General features: G+C 69.1%; 17 protein-coding genes. 8 read left to right on the top strand and 9 right to left on the bottom strand.

The genetic code is table 11. The features are described from left to right. Positions 1-17: 17 nt before the first annotated feature. A complete protein-coding gene (gene speE, locus CSC78_RS09745) occupies positions 18-875 on the bottom strand; it encodes a polyamine aminopropyltransferase (protein ID WP_162337710.1) in 858 nt (285 codons plus the stop codon). 376 nt (positions 876-1,251) lie between these two features. Between speE and speA the strand changes: the two genes are divergently transcribed. Further along, positions 1,252-3,153, top strand: coding sequence for an arginine decarboxylase (gene speA / locus CSC78_RS09740; RefSeq protein WP_162337709.1), 1,902 nt, complete (start codon positions 1,252-1,254; stop codon positions 3,151-3,153). 145 nt (positions 3,154-3,298) lie between these two features. Then, complete coding sequence (locus CSC78_RS09735) at positions 3,299-3,946, top strand: hypothetical protein (protein ID WP_162337708.1); 648 nt, start codon at positions 3,299-3,301, stop codon at positions 3,944-3,946. Between the two features lie 7 nt (positions 3,947-3,953). Here the strand turns inward: CSC78_RS09735 and CSC78_RS09730 are convergent, their stop codons facing one another. The 5 genes from CSC78_RS09730 to radC form a co-directional block, all read right to left on the bottom strand. Continuing rightward, complete coding sequence (locus tag CSC78_RS09730; protein ID WP_162337707.1) at positions 3,954-4,709, bottom strand: SDR family NAD(P)-dependent oxidoreductase; 756 nt, start codon at positions 4,707-4,709, stop codon at positions 3,954-3,956. Between the two features lie 33 nt (positions 4,710-4,742). Next, on the bottom strand, positions 4,743-5,165 hold the full coding sequence (locus tag CSC78_RS09725) for a hypothetical protein (RefSeq protein ID WP_162337706.1): 423 nt from the start codon (positions 5,163-5,165) through the stop codon (positions 4,743-4,745). After that, positions 5,162-5,941 (bottom strand): SPOR domain-containing protein, encoded by a 780-nt coding sequence (locus tag CSC78_RS09720; RefSeq protein WP_162337705.1) that lies wholly within the window; start codon positions 5,939-5,941, stop codon positions 5,162-5,164. The genes CSC78_RS09725 and CSC78_RS09720 overlap by 4 nt, the downstream gene beginning before the upstream one ends. A gap of 14 nt (positions 5,942-5,955) precedes the next feature. Beyond that, entirely contained in the window at positions 5,956-7,644 is a 1,689-nt protein-coding gene (argS, locus tag CSC78_RS09715) for an arginine--tRNA ligase (protein WP_162337704.1), read from the bottom strand. A 99-nt stretch (positions 7,645-7,743) separates the two neighbouring features. After that, complete coding sequence (gene radC, locus CSC78_RS09710; RefSeq protein ID WP_162337703.1) at positions 7,744-8,418, bottom strand: RadC family protein; 675 nt, start codon at positions 8,416-8,418, stop codon at positions 7,744-7,746. A 96-nt stretch (positions 8,419-8,514) separates the two neighbouring features. On the opposite strand from radC, the gene coaBC reads away from it, so the two are divergent. From coaBC to CSC78_RS09695, 3 genes are read left to right on the top strand one after another with little or no spacing between them, the layout of a single operon-like run. After that, the gene (coaBC, locus tag CSC78_RS09705) at positions 8,515-9,744 is read left to right on the top strand and encodes a bifunctional phosphopantothenoylcysteine decarboxylase/phosphopantothenate--cysteine ligase CoaBC (RefSeq protein ID WP_162337702.1); all 1,230 of its coding nucleotides are present in this window, start codon (positions 8,515-8,517) and stop codon (positions 9,742-9,744) included. Further along, a complete protein-coding gene (gene dut / locus CSC78_RS09700) occupies positions 9,741-10,205 on the top strand; it encodes a dUTP diphosphatase (RefSeq protein WP_162337701.1) in 465 nt (154 codons plus the stop codon). The genes coaBC and dut overlap by 4 nt, the downstream gene beginning before the upstream one ends. 14 nt (positions 10,206-10,219) lie before the next feature. After that, positions 10,220-12,562: a phosphomannomutase/phosphoglucomutase gene (locus CSC78_RS09695; RefSeq protein WP_238391225.1), complete on the top strand. Its 2,343-nt coding sequence runs from the start codon at positions 10,220-10,222 to the stop codon at positions 12,560-12,562. Positions 12,563-12,652: 90 nt separating this feature from the next. Here the strand turns inward: CSC78_RS09695 and CSC78_RS09690 are convergent, their stop codons facing one another. Then, positions 12,653-13,369: a hypothetical protein gene (locus tag CSC78_RS09690; RefSeq protein ID WP_238391224.1), complete on the bottom strand. Its 717-nt coding sequence runs from the start codon at positions 13,367-13,369 to the stop codon at positions 12,653-12,655. 18 nt (positions 13,370-13,387) lie between these two features. Further along, positions 13,388-14,059 carry an orotate phosphoribosyltransferase gene (gene pyrE, locus CSC78_RS09685; protein WP_162337700.1) on the bottom strand — a complete coding sequence of 224 codons (672 nt, stop codon included), beginning with the start codon at positions 14,057-14,059 and terminating at the stop codon, positions 13,388-13,390. A gap of 115 nt (positions 14,060-14,174) precedes the next feature. Between pyrE and CSC78_RS09680 the strand changes: the two genes are divergently transcribed. From CSC78_RS09680 to CSC78_RS09670, 3 genes are read left to right on the top strand one after another with little or no spacing between them, the layout of a single operon-like run. Next, positions 14,175-14,945 carry an exodeoxyribonuclease III gene (locus CSC78_RS09680; RefSeq protein ID WP_162337699.1) on the top strand — a complete coding sequence of 257 codons (771 nt, stop codon included), beginning with the start codon at positions 14,175-14,177 and terminating at the stop codon, positions 14,943-14,945. Further along, the gene (locus tag CSC78_RS09675; protein WP_338015134.1) at positions 14,945-16,270 is read left to right on the top strand and encodes an AmpG family muropeptide MFS transporter; all 1,326 of its coding nucleotides are present in this window, start codon (positions 14,945-14,947) and stop codon (positions 16,268-16,270) included. The genes CSC78_RS09680 and CSC78_RS09675 overlap by 1 nt, the downstream gene beginning before the upstream one ends. A gap of 46 nt (positions 16,271-16,316) precedes the next feature. Further along, the gene (locus CSC78_RS09670) at positions 16,317-16,544 is read left to right on the top strand and encodes a hypothetical protein (protein ID WP_162337698.1); all 228 of its coding nucleotides are present in this window, start codon (positions 16,317-16,319) and stop codon (positions 16,542-16,544) included. Here CSC78_RS09670 and CSC78_RS09665 read toward each other — a convergent pair. Further along, positions 16,541-17,680, bottom strand: coding sequence for an anhydro-N-acetylmuramic acid kinase (locus tag CSC78_RS09665; RefSeq protein WP_162337697.1), 1,140 nt, complete (start codon positions 17,678-17,680; stop codon positions 16,541-16,543). The two genes, CSC78_RS09670 and CSC78_RS09665, sit on opposite strands and share 4 nt — an antisense overlap. Between the last annotated feature and the right edge of the window lie 26 nt (positions 17,681-17,706).

The raw sequence follows: 17,706 nt of genomic DNA, 5'->3' as shown, positions 1-17,706 counted from the left end.
CGAAAACGAAAGGGGCCTTACTCCCCCAGCGCCTTCGCCACGAACGGCGGCGCCACCAGCACACCGGTATGCAGGTGCGCGGTGTAATACAACGTATCGAACGGCTTGGCTGCCGCGTCCGCCTGGCGGAACGCGAAGTCGGCGCCGGCTGCCTTGCTGGCGATGGTCACGCTCCACCAGCCGGTCGGATAGCACGGCTGTGGGAACGGCAGCGTCTTGAACGACTGGAAGCCGGCCTTGCCCATCTCGGCGCGCATGTCCTTGATCAGGTCCAGCAGCGCCAGCGGCGACTCCGACTGCTGCACCAGCAGGCCGTCCGGCTTCAGTGCGCGGTAGCAGCTCTCGAAGAACGCCTTGTTGAACAGGCCTTCCGCCGGGCCGACCGGATCGGTCGAGTCGACGATGACCACATCGACGCTGCCGGGTTCGCAGTTCGCCATGTAGGCCACGCCATCGTCGAACAGCAGCTCGGCGCGCGGGTCGTTGTTGGATTCGCACAGCTCGGGGAAATACTTCTCCGCCATGCGCGTGACTTGCTCGTCGATATCGCACTGCGTCGCCTTCTCCACGCCCGGGTGCTTCAGCACCTCGCGCAGCGTGCCGCAATCGCCGCCGCCGATGATCACCACGCGCTTGGGCGCGGCGTGGGTGAACAGCACCGGGTGGCTGATCATTTCGTGGTAGAAGAAGTTGTCGCGCGTGGTCAGCATCATCGCGCCGTCGATCACCATCAACTTGCCCCAGTCGGTGCTGTCGTAGATCTCGATCTTCTGGAACGGCGACTGCACCTCGTCCAGCTTGCCGGTCGTGCGGAAGCCGATGGCCGAGCCGGTGTGCGAGAAGTGTTCGATGAACCAGGTGTCGTTGGCGGTCATGGGGTGGTGTCCTGCGGGTGAAGGAGTGAGGTAGCTCTCTTCTCCCTCCGGGAGAAGATGGCGCGAAGCGCCGGACGAGGGTGTGCCCCGGTCGCCTGTCCGCCTCTTTGCTGAAGAACGAGCCACAGCGAGTGAATGAGGTGAACAGCCGATGGTTCGCCTTCATGGCTCGCTGCGGCTCGTCCATCATCAGTGTGTCGGACGAGCTACGGAGGCGCCCCCAACCCCTCTCCCGGCGGGAGAGGGGCGTCAGCGAGGCGGCGCATTGTAACGGACCCGTGTGACCGCAGCCTGTAGAATGCGCGTCCGCGCCGCGGTGGACGTTCCGCCCCGGCAATGAAGAACGCGTCGCCACGCGCCAGCCCAGCGAATAGCCATGACTTCCAGCCCCACCTGGTCCACCGACCACGCCCGCAAAACCTACTCCGTCCCGCACTGGGCCGAAGGGTATTTCGACGTGGACGCCGCCGGCCGCATCGTGGTGTCGCCCAAGGGCCCGCAGGGCCCGCTGATCCCGTTGCCGGAGGTGGTCGACGCCGCACGCGCGCAGGGCGCGCAGCTGCCGCTGCTGGTGCGCTTCCCCGACATCCTGGGCGACCGCCTCGGTAAGTTGCAGGCCGCGTTCGCGCAGGCGCAGGCCGACTGGGACTACCAGGGCGGTTACACCGCGGTGTATCCGATCAAGGTCAACCAGCATCGCGGCGTCGCGGGCACGCTGGCCTCGCACGCCGGTGAAGGCTTCGGCCTGGAAGCCGGCAGCAAGCCCGAGCTGATGGCCGTGCTGGCGTTGTCGCGCCCCGGCGGCCTGATCGTCTGCAACGGCTACAAGGACCGCGAGTACATTCGCCTGGCGCTGATCGGCCGCAAGCTGGGCCTGCAGACCTTCATCGTCATCGAGAAGCCGTCCGAGCTGGCGCTGGTCATCGAAGAGTCGCGCGCGCTGGGCGTGAAGCCCGGCCTGGGCGTGCGCATGCGCCTGGCGACGCTGGGCGCCGGCAAGTGGCAGAACAGCGGTGGCGACAAGGCCAAGTTCGGCCTGTCCCCGCGCCAGGTGCTCGACCTGTGGAAGCAGCTGCGTGAGGCCGGCCTGCAGGACACGCTGGGCCTGCTGCATTTCCATATGGGGTCGCAGATCAGCAACGTGCGCGACATCGCCAACGGCATGCGCGAGGCGACGCGCTATTTCGTCGAGCTGTCGAAGCTCGGCGCGACCATCAGCCATGTCGACGTCGGCGGCGGCCTGGGCATCGACTACGAAGGCACGCGCTCGCGCAGCTATTGCTCGATCAATTACGGCATCGGCCAGTACGCGAGCAACATCGTGCAGCCGCTGGCCGAAGCCTGCGAGCAGCACGGACTGACGCCGCCGCGCATCGTCACCGAGTGCGGACGCGCGATGACCGCGCACCATGCGGTATTGGTGGTCAACGTGTCCGAAGTCGAGCAGGCTCCGGAAGGACGCGTGCCGCCGTCGCACGACGACGAGCCGGCGGTGATCCGCCACCTGCGCGAGATCCACAGCGAACTCGATACACGCCCGGCCGTCGAACTCTTCCACGAGGCGCAGCACCACCACAGCGAAGGCCTGTCGCTGTACGCGCTGGGCCAGATCGACCTGGTCCACCGCGCGCGCATCGACGACCTGTTCTATGCCATCGCGCATGCCGTGCGTGCGCGCCTGAGCAGCGACGAGCGCAGCCACCGCGACCTGCTGGACGAGCTCAACGAGCGCCTGGTCGACAAGTACTTCGTCAACTTCAGTGTGTTCGAATCGATCCCCGACGTGTGGGCCATCGACCAGGTGTTCCCGATCGTGCCGATCGAGCGGTTGGATGAGGCGCCGGCGCGCCGCGGCATCATCGCCGACATGACCTGCGACTCCGACGGCATGGTCAAGACCTACGTCGAGAACGAAGGTCTGGATTCCTCGCTGCCGCTGCATGCGATGAAGCCCGGCGAGAGCTATCGCCTCGGCATCTTCCTGGTGGGCGCGTACCAGGAAATCCTCGGCGACATCCACAACCTGTTCGGCGATACCGATGCGGTGGAAGTCAGTGCCGATGCCGGCAACGGTTACCTGATTACCCAGCAGCGGCGCGGCGACACCACCGACGTGATGCTCGACTACGTGGGCTACAGGCTGGACGATCTGCGCGCGGTGTATCGCCAGCGCGTGGAAGCAGCCGGATTGCCGGCGGCGGAATCGCAACGGCTGGCGGATGCGCTGGAAGCGGGCCTGACCGGCTATACCTACCTGTCGGATGAGCCGCTGGGCTGACGCCTGCACGTTGCCTTGACGGCGTTGGCTGCAGCCTCCGCCGGCTTGTCATGGCGTCGGCGCCGATGGTAAACAGACAGCGAGCGGCATCGCCTGCGGAATGGCGATGCGTGACTACATGCATGAAGCAACCAGGGAGTCAGGGATGAGCAGAACGATCAGGCGCGTGTCGTGGTGGAGTGTCGTGGCTTTCTCGATGGTGGCGTGGCCCGCCGTGGCCCAGCTCAGGACGTCTCCCAAGGTGGATACGCGGCCACAGGTGGAGCACGTGCAGCCGCAGGTCGCCTTCGACAAGGCGCAGGCCGTCGCGGCGCTGGACAAGGGCAGCGCCAACATCACGGGTGTCGCGTGCTCCTACCATGACGGTCGTTTCTACCTGGCGGAGAACCGACAGGTGATGCTGTTCCCGGCGACGCCGTATTTCGAGGAGTGGGTCAGGCTCCGCAAGAAGGATCAGCGGAACCGCGTAGCCACGATGTCGGACGATGCGTACGCCACGCGGGTCGAGACGGAAACCGATGAGAAGGGCAATTTCCGGTTCCAGGACATGCGGCCGGGGCGCTACTACCTGTTCATGCAGTTCGAGTTCAACCAGGCGATGTCGCGCGATGTCTATGCGGGCACCAGCAACACCGGATACGGCGCGGTGAACCACTACCAGCGTCAGGACTACACCGTGGCGCGCAGCGACGAGATGATCAAGGACGTCGAGATCAAGGCGGGCGACACGACGGTGAAGACCGCGCTGACCCGGGGTGGCCGGTTGGCGGCGAAGCTGCTGCCCTGCAAGTAGGGCAGCGTCAGGTCGCGTCGCGCGCGACCTGGAACCCCGCAAACGACTGCGTCACCGGCATGATCTCCAGCCGGTTGATGTTGAGGTGCGGCGGCAGGTTGGCGACGTAGAAGATGGACTCGGCGATATCCTCGGCGGTCATCGGGTTCGCGCCGGTGTAGAGCTTGTCGGACGCGGCCTGGTCGCCGTGCGTGCGCACCAGGGTGAATTCGGTTTCGGCCATGCCCGGCTCGATCGTCGTCACGCGCACACCGGTGCCGTGCAGGTCGCTGCGCAGGCCGAGCGAGAACTGGCTGACGAAGGCCTTGCTGCCGCCGTAGGCGTTGCCGCCGGGGTACGGATACACGCCGGCGACCGAACTGATGTTGATGATCGCGCCCTTCCGCTCGACCAGTTGCGGCAGCAGGCGGTGCGTCAGCACGACCAGCGCGGTGACGTTGGTGTCGATCATCGTGCGCCAGTCCGACAGCAGTGCGGTTTGCGCAGGCAACGTGCCTTGTGCGAGGCCGGCGTTGTTCACCAGCAGGTCGATGTCGCGGAAGCCTTCCGGCAGCGCGGCGAGGGCGGCGTCCATCGCGGCCTCGTCGCGGATGTCGAACGCGGCCGCGTGCACCTTGTCCGCACCGACCTCGTCCATGAGCGCCTGCAGGCGGTCGGCGCGGCGCCCGGTCGCGATCACGCGCCAGCCGGCGGCCGCGAAACGACGGACGGCGGCGGCGCCGAAGCCGGAGGTAGCGCCGGTGATGAGGGCGGTGCGGGTCATGGGAGTTCCTTGGGGGAGGACAACGGAATGCGGTCAGCGCCGCGCGGCGCGGCGCGCGTACCAGAGCGCGCCGAGCCAGGTGCCGAGTGCGGCTGCCACCACCGAGAGCGTGGCGCTGAGCGCATTCGTGCGCAGCAGGTAATCGAGCGGGTAGGCGATGTCCGAGGCCGAGCCGGCGATGCCGGCGAGTACCGACAGCGTCGCGATCCACACGGCCAGCGTCAGGCCGACGGCGACGATCAGGAAGCGATGGCCGGCCAGTGCGCCGCCCAGGCCCATGCAGGCCGCAGTGACGAAGTAGCTGACCGGCGTCAGGAATCCCCAGCGGGTCTGCACCACGTCCTGCCAGGCTGTAGGCAGAATGCGCCCGACCAGCCATGATGCGATGAGCAGCGACACCATCGCCGCGGCCGTCGCCATCACCAGGCGCTGCCAGGGCGGTCGCGCGTGGCTCACTGCGCTTTCACCGCCATCGCAGGCAGACCGCCGCTGGCGAGCTTCTGCTTCGCTTCGGCCAGTTCGCTGGCGGTGCCGTAGGGCCCCATGCGGACGCGGTACACGGTCTTGCCGTTGATCTGCGCCGATTCCACGCGCGCGCTGAGGCCGAGCATGGCGATCTTGGCCTTGGTGGCTTCGGCATCGCCGGACGCGCCGAACGCGCCAGCCTGCAGGATGTAGCGCGCGCCGGTGTCGGCGCTGGCCACGGTGGTGGCGGGCCTGGGCGCGGGGGACGCCTCCGCGGCACGCGGTGTTTCCTGCGCGCGCGGCGCGGGGGTTTCATCGATGGGCGAGGGTTGGGTGGCGTCGGTCGCCGTCGGCGTGGCCGCGATCGGCGACTGGCCGCTCAGTGCAGCGCGGGCCTTGCGGGCATCCTCCTCGCGGGCGCTGGCGGCGAGCTCCGCATCCGACATCTGCACTTCCTTGCCGGGCAGCAGCGTATAGAAGTCGTACTGCGTTTCCTTCGGCGTGGCGGCATCGGTCGTTGCGGCAGCCGGCGCATCGGCTGGCGCGTCGGGCACCACGGCATCGACGTCGGCGCTGTCGATCGGCGCAGGCTGGGCGTCGGGGTTCGGCTGCGGGCGGAAGAAGCCGTCGCCGTCCTTCTTGCCGAGGCCGGGCACGATGAAATACACCGCCAGCCCGATCAGCAGGCCGAGGATCAGCCACACCCAGGGCGGGGTGGCATGGCCGGAATTGCGGGTGGCCTGGTTCTTGCCGCGCCTTGCTGCCATCTACTGCTCTCCGCTCACATCTTCTCGGGCGCGCTGACGCCCAACAGGTCCAGTCCATTCGCCAGCGCCTGGCGGACCGCCAGCGCCAGCGCCAGTCGCGCATCGCGTGCGGCGGCATCGTCGATCAGCACCGGCGTGCCGGCGTACCACGTGTGGAAAGCATAGGCCAACTCGCGCAGGTATTGCGCCACCAGGTGCGGCTCCAGCGATTCGCCGGCGGCTTCCACCACTTCCGGGTAGCGCGACAGTTCCACCATCAGCTGCAGCGAGGTGTCGTCGTCGAGTTTCGCCAGGTTCGTGAGGCCGTTGGCCTGGTCGTAGGCGTAGCCCTTCTCACCGGCCTGGCGCAGCAGGCTGCACACGCGGGCATGCGCGTACTGCACGTAGAACACCGGGTTGTCGTTGCTCTGCTGGCGGGCCAGGTCGATGTCGAACGTCAGCTGCGAATCCGGCTTGCGCGCGATCAGGAACCAGCGCGTCGCGTCGGCGCTGGTTTCCTCGATCAGGTCGCGCAGGGTGAAGTAGCTGCCGGCACGCTTGGAGAGCTTCACTTCCTCGCCGCCACGCATCACGGTGACCATCTGGTGCAGCACGTACTCCGGATAGCCCGGAGGAATGCCTTCGCCCAGCGCCTGCAGGCCGGCCTTCACGCGCGCCAGCGAGCCGTGGTGGTCGGCGCCCAGTTCGGTGATGGCGCGTTCGTAGCCGCGTTGCCACTTGCTGAGGTGATAGGCCACGTCCGGCACGAAATAGGTGTACGTGCCGTCGGACTTGCGCATCACGCGGTCCTTGTCGTCGCCGAAGTCGGTGGACTTCAGCCACAGCGCGCCGCCTTCCTCGTAGGTGTGGCCGGAGGCGACCAGCTTGCGCACGGTTTCCTCGACCTTCTGGTCGGCGTAGAGCGAGCTCTCCAGGAAGTAGCGGTCGAACGACACGCCGAACGCGGCCAGGTCGAGGTTCTGCTCGCGGCGCAGGTAGGCCACGGCGAAGCGGCGGATGGCGTCGAGGTTCTGCGGATCCTTCTCGCCAGTAACCACGTGGCCTTCGACCTCGACCGAGTCGCCGTTGAGATAGGCCTGGGCCACGTCGGCGATGTAGTCGCCGCGGTAGCCGTCTTCCGGCCAGCCTTCGCCGTCCGGCACCTTGCCCAGCGCGCGCGCCTGGGTGGACCTGGCCAGGTTGTCGATCTGCACGCCGGCGTCGTTGTAGTAGAACTCGCGCTTGGCGTCCCAGCCGTTGGCGGCCAGCACGCGGGCGATGCAGTCGCCGATGGCGCCGGCGCGACCATGGCCGACGTGCAGCGGACCGGTCGGGTTGGCCGACACGTATTCGACGCCGACGGTACGGCCCTGGCCGCTGCCGTTGCGGCCGTATGCGTCGCCCTGCGCCAGCGCCGCGGCGACTTCGCGCTGGTAGGCGCCTGGGCTCAGGTGGAAGTTGATGAAGCCGGGGCCGGCGATCTCGACCTTGGCCACGTCGTCGCTGGCGGGCAGGGCGGCGACCAGCGCCGTCGCGATCGCGCGCGGATTGGTGCGTGCGGCCTTGGCCAGCTGCATGGCGGCATTGGTGGCGAAGTCGCCGTGTTCGCGCGTCTTGGGTCGCTCGACCACGAAATCCGGCGTGGCGACGTCGGCCGGCAGGGTGCCGGCGGAGCGCAGGGCGTCGATGCCCTGGGCGATCAAGGCGCGGAGGGAAGCTTTCACGGAGGTCCGTCGTGTTGCGTGGGAGCCGCCTATTCTAGGTTTTCCCGGTCCCCGCGTGGGATCGGTGCGGTTCAGCGAGACACGTTCCAGGCCTGGCGCTCAGACCCAGCCGCGTGCGGCCATCGATTGCGCCGGCCCGTCGCCGATGACGAAATGGTCGAGCAGGCGCACGTCCACCAGCGCCAGCGCCTGCTTCAGCCGCTGGGTCACGGCCCGGTCGGCGGCCGACGGTTCCGGACATCCGGACGGGTGGTTGTGGCCCACGATCAGCGCCGTGGCGTTCAGGGCCAGCGCGCGCCGCGCCACTTCGCGGGGATGCACTTCCGCGCTGTCCACCGAGCCCTGGAACAGTTCCTCGAACGCCAGCACGCGATGGCGGGTGTCGAGGAACAGGGCGGCGAAGACTTCATGGGGACGACCGCGCAGGCGCTGGGTGAAGTAGCGGCCGGCGGCCTCCGGGTCGCCGATGGCGTCGCCACGCGCCAGTGAGGCGTGCAGCATGCGGGTCCCGAGCTCCAGGGCCGCGGCCAGCGCACAGGCGCGCGCCGGACCCAGGCCCGGCAGGTCGGTGAGTTCGGCCGGTGGACGCTCCAGCAGCGAGCGCAGCGGGCCATGCCGGCTCAGCAGGTCCCGGGCCGTGGCGACTGCGTCCCGCCCGCGCAGGCCGGAGCCGAGGAAGATGGCGAGCAGTTCGGCGTCGCTGAGGCTGCCGGGTCCCCGGGCCAGCAGCTTCTCGCGGGGGCGTTCGTCCAGGGGCCAGTCGCGGATATGCATGGCCCCATCGTCGGCCTGGATCGCCCGCGCGTGCATCGGGCCTCGCGGGGCGTTCGGGTAAGCTAATCGCCGGTATCGACGTAGGAATGGGCCGACGTGAGCGGATCGGACAAGACGCAGGGTCTGGCGGGGCAACGCCTGCTGCTGTGCGTGGGCGGCGGGATTGCTGCGTACAAGGCATTGGAACTGGTGCGCCGGCTGCGCGACGCGGGCGCGGAGGTGCAGGTCGCCATGACGGCGGGTGCGCAGCAGTTCGTGACCCCGCTCAGCTTCCAGGCCCTGTCCGGCCACCCCACCCGCACCACGCTGTGGGACAGCGCCGCCGAACAGGCGATGGGCCATATCGAACTGGCACGCTGGGCGGACCGGGTGATCGTCGCGCCGGCGACCGCGGACCTGATGGCGCGGCTGGCGCACGGACTGGCGGATGACCTGGTGACCACGCTGTGCCTGGCGACCACCGCGCCGCTCACGATCGCACCGGCCATGAACCACCGCATGTGGCAGCACCCGGCCACGCAGGCCAACCTGGCCACGCTGCGCGGCCGTGACGTGCACGTGGTCGGCCCGAACGACGGTCCGCTCGCCGAGGGCGAATCCGGGCCCGGCCGGCTGGCCGAGCCCGACGAGATCGTCGCGGCGCTGGCGGGGCAGGCCACGGCCGTGCCGCAGGGGCCGCAGGATCTCGCCGGGTTGAACGTCGTGGTCAGCGCCGGCCCCACGTATGAAGACCTGGATCCGGTCCGCTACCTCGGCAACCGCAGCAGCGGGAAAATGGGCTTCGCCGTCGCCGCCAGTGCGGCGCGGCGCGGCGCAGCCGTGACGCTGGTGGCCGGCCCCGTCCATCTGGCGACGCCGGCGGGCGTGACCCGGGTGGACGTGCGCTCGGCGGCGCAGATGCACGAGGCCGTGTTCGCCGCGCTGCCGGCCGATATCTACATCGGCGCCGCCGCCGTGGCGGACTACACGCCGCGCGAACCGGCCGCCAACAAGATCAAGAAGTCCAGCGAATCGCTGGCGCTGGACCTGGTGCGCACGCCCGACATCCTGGCCGAGGTCGCCGCGCAGACGCAGGCGCTCAAGCTGGTGGTCGGTTTCGCCGCCGAGACCAACAACGTGGCCGAGTACGCGCGCAAGAAGCTGGACGCCAAGCGGCTGGACATGATCGTCGCCAATCGGGTCGGCATCGCCGACGGCGGCTTCGAAAGCGACAGCAACGCCATGACCGCCTACTGGAAGGACGGCGAGCGCAACTTCGCCTCCGCACCCAAGACACAGCTTGCCGATGAACTGATCGACCTGATCGTGGAGCGACTGGACGCATGAGCGTAGCGCGCGCGGTGGAAGTGAAGCTGCTGGACCCCCGCTTCGGCGATGAATGGCCGCTGCCGGCCTACGCCACCGAGGCCAGTGCCGGCATGGACCTGCGCGCGGCGCTGGAAGCGCCGCTCGTGCTCGAGCCCGGCGACGCGGCGCTGGTACCCAGCGGCATCGCGCTGCACCTGGGCGACCCGCAGCTCTGCGCGGTGGTGCTGCCGCGTTCCGGGCTGGGCCATCGCCACGGCATCGTGCTGGGCAACGGTACCGGGCTGATCGATGCCGACTACCAGGGGCCGCTGCTGATCAGCGTGTGGAACCGCGGCCACGAGGCCTTCACCATCCAGCCGGGCGACCGAATCGCCCAGGTGATGGTGCTGCCCGTCGTGCGCGTGAGCCTGCAGGTGGTGGATACTTTCGCCGACAGCGCACGGGGGACGGGTGGTTTCGGCCACACCGGCGTGCGATGACAGGGGACAAGACGATGGACACGACGAACGGAACCCGCGCGCGCATGCCGGTGGGCGACCTGCGCAGCGCATTGCCGAAGCTGGCGGTGCTGCTCGCCTTGCTGGCAGCGCTGATGGCGTGGAGCGGTATCCGCCAGTGGCGCGACGCCGGCCTGCTGGAAGACACCGAACGCGCGCGCGACCAGGCGGTCGAGGCCGTGCTGGCCAGTCATGCGGCGCAGGTCAAGCAACTGGAACAACGGCTGGCCTCGGCGCCAGTTAAGGCAGCCCTGGCCGCGAACGACACCGCCGCCGCCGCCGAGGCGATCCGGGACGGCTGGAGTGGAGCCGAGCAGGTCGAGATTCTCGACGGTGCGTTGATACCGGCCTATGACGATGCGCCGACCTTCGGTTACAGCAAGCTGGCCCTGCTGGAAGCCGGCATGCAGGGCGACGCCGTGGCGACGCGCGTGGTGAAGGATGGCAAGCAGACCTCGTTCGGCCTGGCGGCGGCGGTGCCGCAGGGCGCGGTGTACGTGCGGCTGCCGCTGGCGCGACTGACCGACGGGTTCGAGCGCGTGGCGATGCCGGCCGATGGCTACCTGGCGTTGCGCCAGGGCGGTTACTCGATCGCGCAGCGTGGCAACAGCCGGCTGGCGGACGGGGCCGAGCGCATGGCGCATGCGGTCGGCAAGACCGGCCTGCGCGTGGCGACGGCGGCCCCCGACAGCGAGTCCGGTCCGCTGGGCCTGGGCGCGATCCCGGCACTGGTGGTGGCGGCCCTGCTGGCGGGCCTGGCCATCGCCGCCGTGCTCGTCGCGCGTGGCGGCCTGCGCCTGGGGAACATTGGAAAGAAAGGAACTGACATGCATGACACGGACGAGCCCACGCTGGGCGAAGCGCTGCTGCGCGATCCGCCACCCGCGTCCGCGGGGCGAGCCGTCGCGGCTTCCGAAGAAGGCGGCGACGATGCCTACCGGCAAGCCGACGGCAAGACGGTCGAGGTGGATCCCGGCATCTTCCGCGCCTACGACATCCGCGGCATCGTCGGAACGTCGCTGAGCGTCGAAGTCGCCGAACTGATCGGCCTGGCCATCGGCTCGGTGATGCGCGACGAGGACCTGACCGACATCGTGGTGGGTCGCGATGGCCGCCTGTCCGGCCCGGACCTGGCCGGCGGACTGATCGAAGGCCTGCGCAAGGCCGGCCGCAACGTCATCGACATCGGCCTGGCGCCGACGCCGGTGGCCTACTTCGGCGCCTACCACCTGCGCGCGGGCAGCTGCGTGGCGGTCACCGGCAGCCACAATCCGCCGGACTACAACGGCTTCAAGATCGTGGTCGGCGGGCAGACGCTGTCGGGCGACGCCATCACCGACCTGTACGAGCGCATCCGCGACAACCGCCTGTACGTGGCCGGCATGCCCGGCGACCTGCAGCAGCGCGACATCGCCGCCGACTACATCCAGCGCATCGCCGACGATGTGCAGCTGGAGCGTCCGTTGAAGATCGTGGTGGATGCCGGCAACGGCGTGGCGGGCGACATCGCGCCCCAGCTGCTCGAGGCCATCGGCGCCGACGTGATCCCGCTGTACTGCGAGGTCGACGGCACCTTCCCGAACCACCATCCGGACCCCAGCGAGCCGCACAACCTGGAAGACCTGATCCAGACGGTGAAGCGCTTCGACGCCGACATCGGCCTGGCCTTCGACGGCGATGGCGACCGTCTCGGTGTGGTGACGAAGGAAGGCGCGGTGATCTTCCCGGACCGCCTGCTGATGCTGTTCGCCGCCGACGTGCTGGAGCGCAACCCCGGCGCGCTGATCATCTACGACGTGAAGTGCACCGGAAAGCTGCAGGGCTGGGTGCTGCGGCATGGCGGCACGCCGATGATGTGGAAGACCGGCCATTCGCTGATCAAGGCCAAGATGCGCGAGAGCGGCGCGGAGCTGGCCGGCGAGATGAGCGGCCACTTCTTCTTCCAGGAGCGCTGGTACGGGTTCGATGATGGCCTGTACTCCGCCGCGCGCCTGCTGGAGATCCTGGCCAACCGCTCGGAGACGCCGTCCGAGGTGCTGGCCGAGCTTCCCGATGGCGTGTCCACGCCGGAGATCAAGGTCGACGTGGCGGACGGTACGCCGCATGCCATCGTCGAGCGGTTCGTGGACGGTGCCGAGTTCGAAGGTGCGCGCCTGTCCACCATCGATGGCCTGCGCGCGGACTGGGACGACGGCTGGGGCCTGGTGCGTGCTTCGAACACGACGCCGATCCTGGTGTTGCGCTTCGAGGCCGACAACACCGCCGCGCTCGAACGCATCAAGACCGAGTTCCGCACGCGCCTGCAGGCGCTGGCGCCGGAGTTGAAGATGACGTTCTGAGTGCCGGAACGCGGTACGCCTTCATGACAACGCCGGGCATTGCCCGGCGTTGTCGTTTCCAGGGCGGCGCCTGGCGCGTGCCGCGGTGCCTTACCTGCGGACCGGCGTGGACGCTTCCGGTGCCGCCGATTTCAGGGCGGCGTCCTCGGCCTGCTCCGGCGTGATGCCCTTCATGGCGCGGAAGCGCTCCAGGATGCCGGCGATCTCGGTATCGAGGTCGGCGCGCTGCTTCTCGAAACTCTGCTGCAGGCGGCGCGTACGGACCAGTTCGGCGTGGCGCTGGTGGATGGAGGCCGCCATTTCCTTCTGCACGGGCTGGCCGGCCAGTTCGCGGTCGCCGGCGGTCTGCAGCAGGCTGATCAGGCCGTCGCGCAGGCTGATGGCGTTGTAGCGGGCGGTGCGGACGTTGTTGTCCACGATGGCGGTGCGCTCGTTGAACACGCGCCGCAGCTCGTCCTCGTTGCGGTACGACAGCAGCATGGCGGCATCGGTCCGGCGACGCATGTCGGCCGCCGCGGCATCGATCAGCTGCTGCTGCGCCTCGATGGCGGCCTGTGCCCGCTCCTCGTCGGTCATGGCGCGGCCCACGCCGCCGGTGCGCAGGCCGCTGGCGGCGCTGATCTCTTCGCGCGCCACGTTCACGGCATCGGCCGGCAGCGCATCGCTGCAGACACGCTGGCCCTTCTCTTCCCAGCAGAAGAGTTTCTTGTTGGCCGGCGCCGCACCCTTCTTGCTTTGGGCGTGCACCAGGGGCGCAGCCACGAGCACGGCGGCCAGCAGGTAGAAAGTGGAGGTACGGACGGTCATGGCAGTCCCCAACTGCGGTCAGTCCTGGGTCGCGCTGCCGTAGCGGGCCCGGTAGGCCAGCAGGTCGTCGCGATGGCGGACAAGGTCGGCGCTTTCGCCGGCAAATGCAAGCAGGTCGTGCAGGTTGGCCACGGCGACGACAGGGACGCCGGTCTCGTCCGCCACCGATTGCGCGGCCGAACGGCGCGCTCCGTCGGTGCCCGGTTCGCCCAGCACTTCCTGGCGATCGAGCGCGACCACGATCCCGGCCGGCGTGCCGCCGCCGGCGCGGATCAGGCCCAGCGCCTCGCGGATCGCGGTGCCCGCCGTGATCACGTCGTCGACGATCAGCACGCGGCGGTCCTCCAGCGGCGCGCCGATCAGCAGGCCGCCTTCGCCGTGGTCCTTCGCTTCCTTGCGGTTGAACGCCACCGGCAGGTCGCGTCCGCGGCGCGCAAACTCGCAGGCCACCGCGGTCGCCAGCGGGATGCCCTTGTAGGCCGGACCGAACAGCAGGTCGAACGACAGGCCTGCTTCTTCCACCGCATCCGCGTAGCAGGCCGCCAGCCCGGCCAGCCGCGCACCGCTGTCGAAGCGCCCGGCGTTGAAGAAGTACGGGCTCTGCCGCCCGGACTTCAGCGTGAACTGGCCGAAGCGCAGGGCCTGGGCATGCAGGGCGAGCTGGAGGAAGCGGGCGCGGTGATCGGTCATCGGCAGGACTGGGCTGAACAGGTGAGGTGACAGGATAACCCCGCGCCGGCCGCGGCCGCGCGACGGATGCGCCGGTTCGGGTACGCTTGCCCGGTCTCCGACGAACGACGTGCACATGCGCATCATCAGCTTCAACGCCAACGGCCTGCGCTCGGCCGCCACGAAGGGCTTCTTCGACTGGTTCACCACGCAGAATGCCGATGTGCTGTGCGTGCAGGAGACCAAGGCCCAGGAGCACCAACTGGCCGGTCCGGAATTCCTGCCGCCGGGCTACAAGGCCTGGTTCCGCGACGCCAGCACCAAGAAGGGCTACAGCGGCGTGGCGATCTACGCGAAGCGGGAGCCGGACGAGGTCCGCACCGCGCTGGGCTGGCCCGATTTCGACGAGGAAGGGCGCTACATCGAAGCGCGCTTCGGCGACCTGAGCGTGGTGTCGTTCTATATCCCGTCGGGTTCGTCGGGCGACGAGCGCCAGGGCTTCAAGTTCAAGGTCATGGATTGGCTGGCGCCGGTGCTGGACGAATGGCGCCGCAGCGGTCGCCATTACGTGCTGTGCGGCGACTGGAACATCGTGCGCAGCCGGCTGGACATCAGGAACTGGACCAGCAACCAGAAGAATTCCGGCTGCCTGCCACCCGAACGCGACTGGTTGAACGGCATGTGCGTGGACGACGGCGGCTGGGTCGACGCCTACCGCGCGCTGCATCCGGAAGGCCAGGACTACACGTGGTGGAGCAACCGCGGCGCCGCGCGCGCCAACAACGTGGGGTGGCGGATCGACTACCAGTTCGTCACGCCCTCGCTGCGCGACCGGCTGAAGGCGTGCTCGATCTACCGAGAGCAGCGTTTCTCCGACCATGCGCCCTTCATCGTGGACTACACCTGATGACGACGGCCGCCGATCGCCCGGCCAAGCCCTCGGTCTGGCGCGCGTTCGCGCAACCGTCGGCGTGGACGATGTTCTTCTTCGGCTTCGCCTCGGGCATGCCGTTCCTGCTGGTGGCCGGCACGCTGGCGTACTGGCTGACCGAGAACGGGCTGGAGTTGAAGAACATCACCCTAATCGCCAGCGCCGGCCTGACCTACACGCTTAAGTTCCTGTGGGCGCCGCTGGTGGATCGCTGGCGCCTGCCGCTGCTGGGGCGGTTCGGCCAGCGCCGGGGCTGGCTGCTGCTGGCGCTGGGCGTGGTCATCATAGGCTTGCTGCTGATGGCGCACCTGACGCCAGGTCGGCTGGCGCCCTTCATCTGGGTGACGCTGCTGACGGCCTTTGCCGGCGCCACGCTGGACATCGCGGTGGACGCCTACCGCATCGAGATCGCGCCGCAGGAATCCCAGGGCGCGCTGCTGGCCACCTACTCGCTGGGCTACCGCATCGCGCTGATCATCACCGGCATGCTGGCGCTGGTACTGGCCGACCATGTGCCGTGGCCGCAGGTGTATGTCGCCATGGCGGTCTTCATGCTGATCCCGGTCGTCGCGGTCCTGATCGCGTCCGAACCCGACGTGGTGCGCGTGCGCATGACGACGTGGGCGCAGGGCCTGCAGGAAGGCGTCGTGGAGCCGTTCCTGGATTTCTTCCGCCGCTTCGGCGCGGCGCTGGCGCTGGCGCTGCTCGCGTTCATCCTGCTGGCGAAGATATCCGACCAGTCGCTGGGCGGCGGCATCATGGCGCCGTTCTATCTCGGCCAGGGCTTCACCAAGACCGAGATCGCGACGGTCACCAAGTTCTACGGCATCTGGGTGGGCCTGGGCGGTGTGTTCCTGGCCGGCATCGCGATCGCGCGCTGGGGCGTGAAGTGGCCGCTGCTGGCGGGTATCGTGCTGGGTGCGGTCAGCAACCTGTTGTATGTCTGGCTGATCGGCGCGGATGGCGATATCTGGAAGCTGACGCTGGTGATCTCCGGCGAGAACCTGGCGCAGGGTTTCCAGGGGACCACGCTGGTGGCGTTCCTGTCGGCGCTGGTCAACCAGCGCTTCACCGCGACGCAGTACGCCCTGTTCTCGTCGCTGGTGATGCTGCCGGGCAAGCTGCTCAGCGCCGTCTCCGGCGGCATCGTCGAACAGACCGGCTACGGCGTGTACTTCTGGATCACCGCGCTGGTGGCGGTGCCCGCGGTCGTGCTGTTCTTCTGGCTGGCGCCGCGCATCCGCTTCGGCGGGGGGCACGAGGCGGCGACCGGCGTCGACGCGCCGGATACGCAGGCTTGACCGGCTGCGCTACAGTTTCCGGAAGGGGTTGGTGGGGGAAGGCGGAATGACCGACATCGTGCTGAAGGACGTGGATCCCATCCTCGCCGAGCGCATCCGGCGCGTCTCGCATGCACGCGGCTGGCCGATCCACGACACCATCTTCAACCTGCTGGAGCAGGGGCTGTTCGTCTGCGAGTCGGAAGTGCGCGGCGGCTTCGACGACCGCGAGGTCAACGCGCTCGCCGAGGCGATCAGCGCGCTGAAGGATGTTCCCCCCGGCAAAGGGTTCTAGGCCGGATACACCGTGCCCAGCACGCGCCGCCCGGTCGCGCCGGTGACGGCGGGCAGGTTGCCGGGACGACCCGCGAGCGTTTCGCGGGCCAGCCACGCGAAGCCCATCGCCTCCACATAGTCCGGGTCCAGGCCGTGCGAGGCCGTCGATTCCACGACGGCCTGCGGCAGGTACGCGGCCAGGCGCGCCATCAGCATGTGATTGCGCACGCCGCCGCCGCAGACCAGCACGCGGCGCGTGTCCGGCTGCGTCATCTGCAGGGCGTCCGCCACGGTGCGTGCGGTGAGCTCCAGCAGCGTGGCTTGCACGTCGGCAGGCGCGACCACGGCGTCGTCCATGCGCGCCTGCAGCCAGTCCAGGTGGAAATGCTCGCGCCCCGTGCTCTTCGGCGGCGGCAGCGCGAACCAAGGATCGGCCAGCAGGCGGGCCAGCAGCGTCGCGTTGACCTGCCCGCTGGCCGCGAAGGCGCCGCCGGCGTCGTAGGCGCGGCCGGTGTGGCGTTCGCACCAGGCGTCCATCAACGCGTTCGCCGGGCCGGTATCGAAGCCGCGGACGTCACCGGCCATCGGCAGCAGGGTGAAATTGGCGATGCCACCCAGGTTGAGCGCCGCACGGTCTTCCTGCGCGGAACCGAGCACCGCCGCATGGAAGGCCGGCATCAGCGGCGCGCCCTGGCCACCCGCGGCCACGTCGCGGCGGCGGAAGTCGGCGACGGTGGCGATGCCGCAGCGTTCCGCGACGACGTTGCCGTCGCCGAGTTGCCAGGTGAAGGGTGGGTCCGCGTGCGGACGGTGGCGGATCGTCTGCCCGTGCGAACCGATCGCGCGCACGCGGCCGCGCGGCACGCCAGCCTCCTGCAACAGCGACAGCGCTGCTTCGGCGAAGGCGAGCGCGATGCGTCCGTCCAGCATGCCCAGCGCATCCAGCGACACCATGTCCGCGCCCTGGCCCAGCGCCACCAGTTGCGCACGCAGCGCCGCGTCCCAGCCGAACGTGCGGCCGTGCAGTAGTTCGCAACGCAGCGTGCGGCCCTCGCCTTCGAACCGCACCAGCGCGGCATCGATGCCGTCGGCGCTGGTGCCGGACATCAGGCCCAGGTAGAGCTCGGAAGCGAGGGCGTCGGCGGCGTGGGTCATGCGGGATCGTCGGGCAAAGAAAAAGG

It is taken from the genome of Pseudoxanthomonas japonensis, from assembly GCF_010093445.1.
GTDB lineage: Bacteria > Pseudomonadota > Gammaproteobacteria > Xanthomonadales > Xanthomonadaceae > Pseudoxanthomonas_A > Pseudoxanthomonas_A japonensis.
The sequence above is the reverse complement of the archived record's forward strand: the minus strand, read 5'-3'. Positions and strand labels throughout refer to the sequence as shown.

Bases quoted from the DNA above. Each gene is read 5' to 3' on its own strand.
- speE (WP_162337710.1), bottom strand. From the start codon at position 875: ATGACCGCCAACGACACCTGGTTCATCGAACACTTCTCGCACACCGGC.
- speA (WP_162337709.1), top strand. From the start codon at position 1,252: ATGACTTCCAGCCCCACCTGGTCCACCGACCACGCCCGCAAAACCTAC.
- CSC78_RS09735 (WP_162337708.1), top strand. From the start codon at position 3,299: ATGAGCAGAACGATCAGGCGCGTGTCGTGGTGGAGTGTCGTGGCTTTC.
- CSC78_RS09730 (WP_162337707.1), bottom strand. From the start codon at position 4,709: ATGACCCGCACCGCCCTCATCACCGGCGCTACCTCCGGCTTCGGCGCC.
- CSC78_RS09720 (WP_162337705.1), bottom strand. From the start codon at position 5,941: ATGGCAGCAAGGCGCGGCAAGAACCAGGCCACCCGCAATTCCGGCCAT.
- radC (WP_162337703.1), bottom strand. From the start codon at position 8,418: ATGCATATCCGCGACTGGCCCCTGGACGAACGCCCCCGCGAGAAGCTG.
- dut (WP_162337701.1), top strand. From the start codon at position 9,741: ATGAGCGTAGCGCGCGCGGTGGAAGTGAAGCTGCTGGACCCCCGCTTC.
- CSC78_RS09695 (WP_238391225.1), top strand. From the start codon at position 10,220: ATGGACACGACGAACGGAACCCGCGCGCGCATGCCGGTGGGCGACCTG.
- CSC78_RS09690 (WP_238391224.1), bottom strand. From the start codon at position 13,369: ATGACCGTCCGTACCTCCACTTTCTACCTGCTGGCCGCCGTGCTCGTG.
- pyrE (WP_162337700.1), bottom strand. From the start codon at position 14,059: ATGACCGATCACCGCGCCCGCTTCCTCCAGCTCGCCCTGCATGCCCAG.
- CSC78_RS09680 (WP_162337699.1), top strand. From the start codon at position 14,175: ATGCGCATCATCAGCTTCAACGCCAACGGCCTGCGCTCGGCCGCCACG.
- CSC78_RS09675 (WP_338015134.1), top strand. From the start codon at position 14,945: ATGACGACGGCCGCCGATCGCCCGGCCAAGCCCTCGGTCTGGCGCGCG.
- CSC78_RS09670 (WP_162337698.1), top strand. From the start codon at position 16,317: ATGACCGACATCGTGCTGAAGGACGTGGATCCCATCCTCGCCGAGCGC.
- CSC78_RS09665 (WP_162337697.1), bottom strand. From the start codon at position 17,680: ATGACCCACGCCGCCGACGCCCTCGCTTCCGAGCTCTACCTGGGCCTG.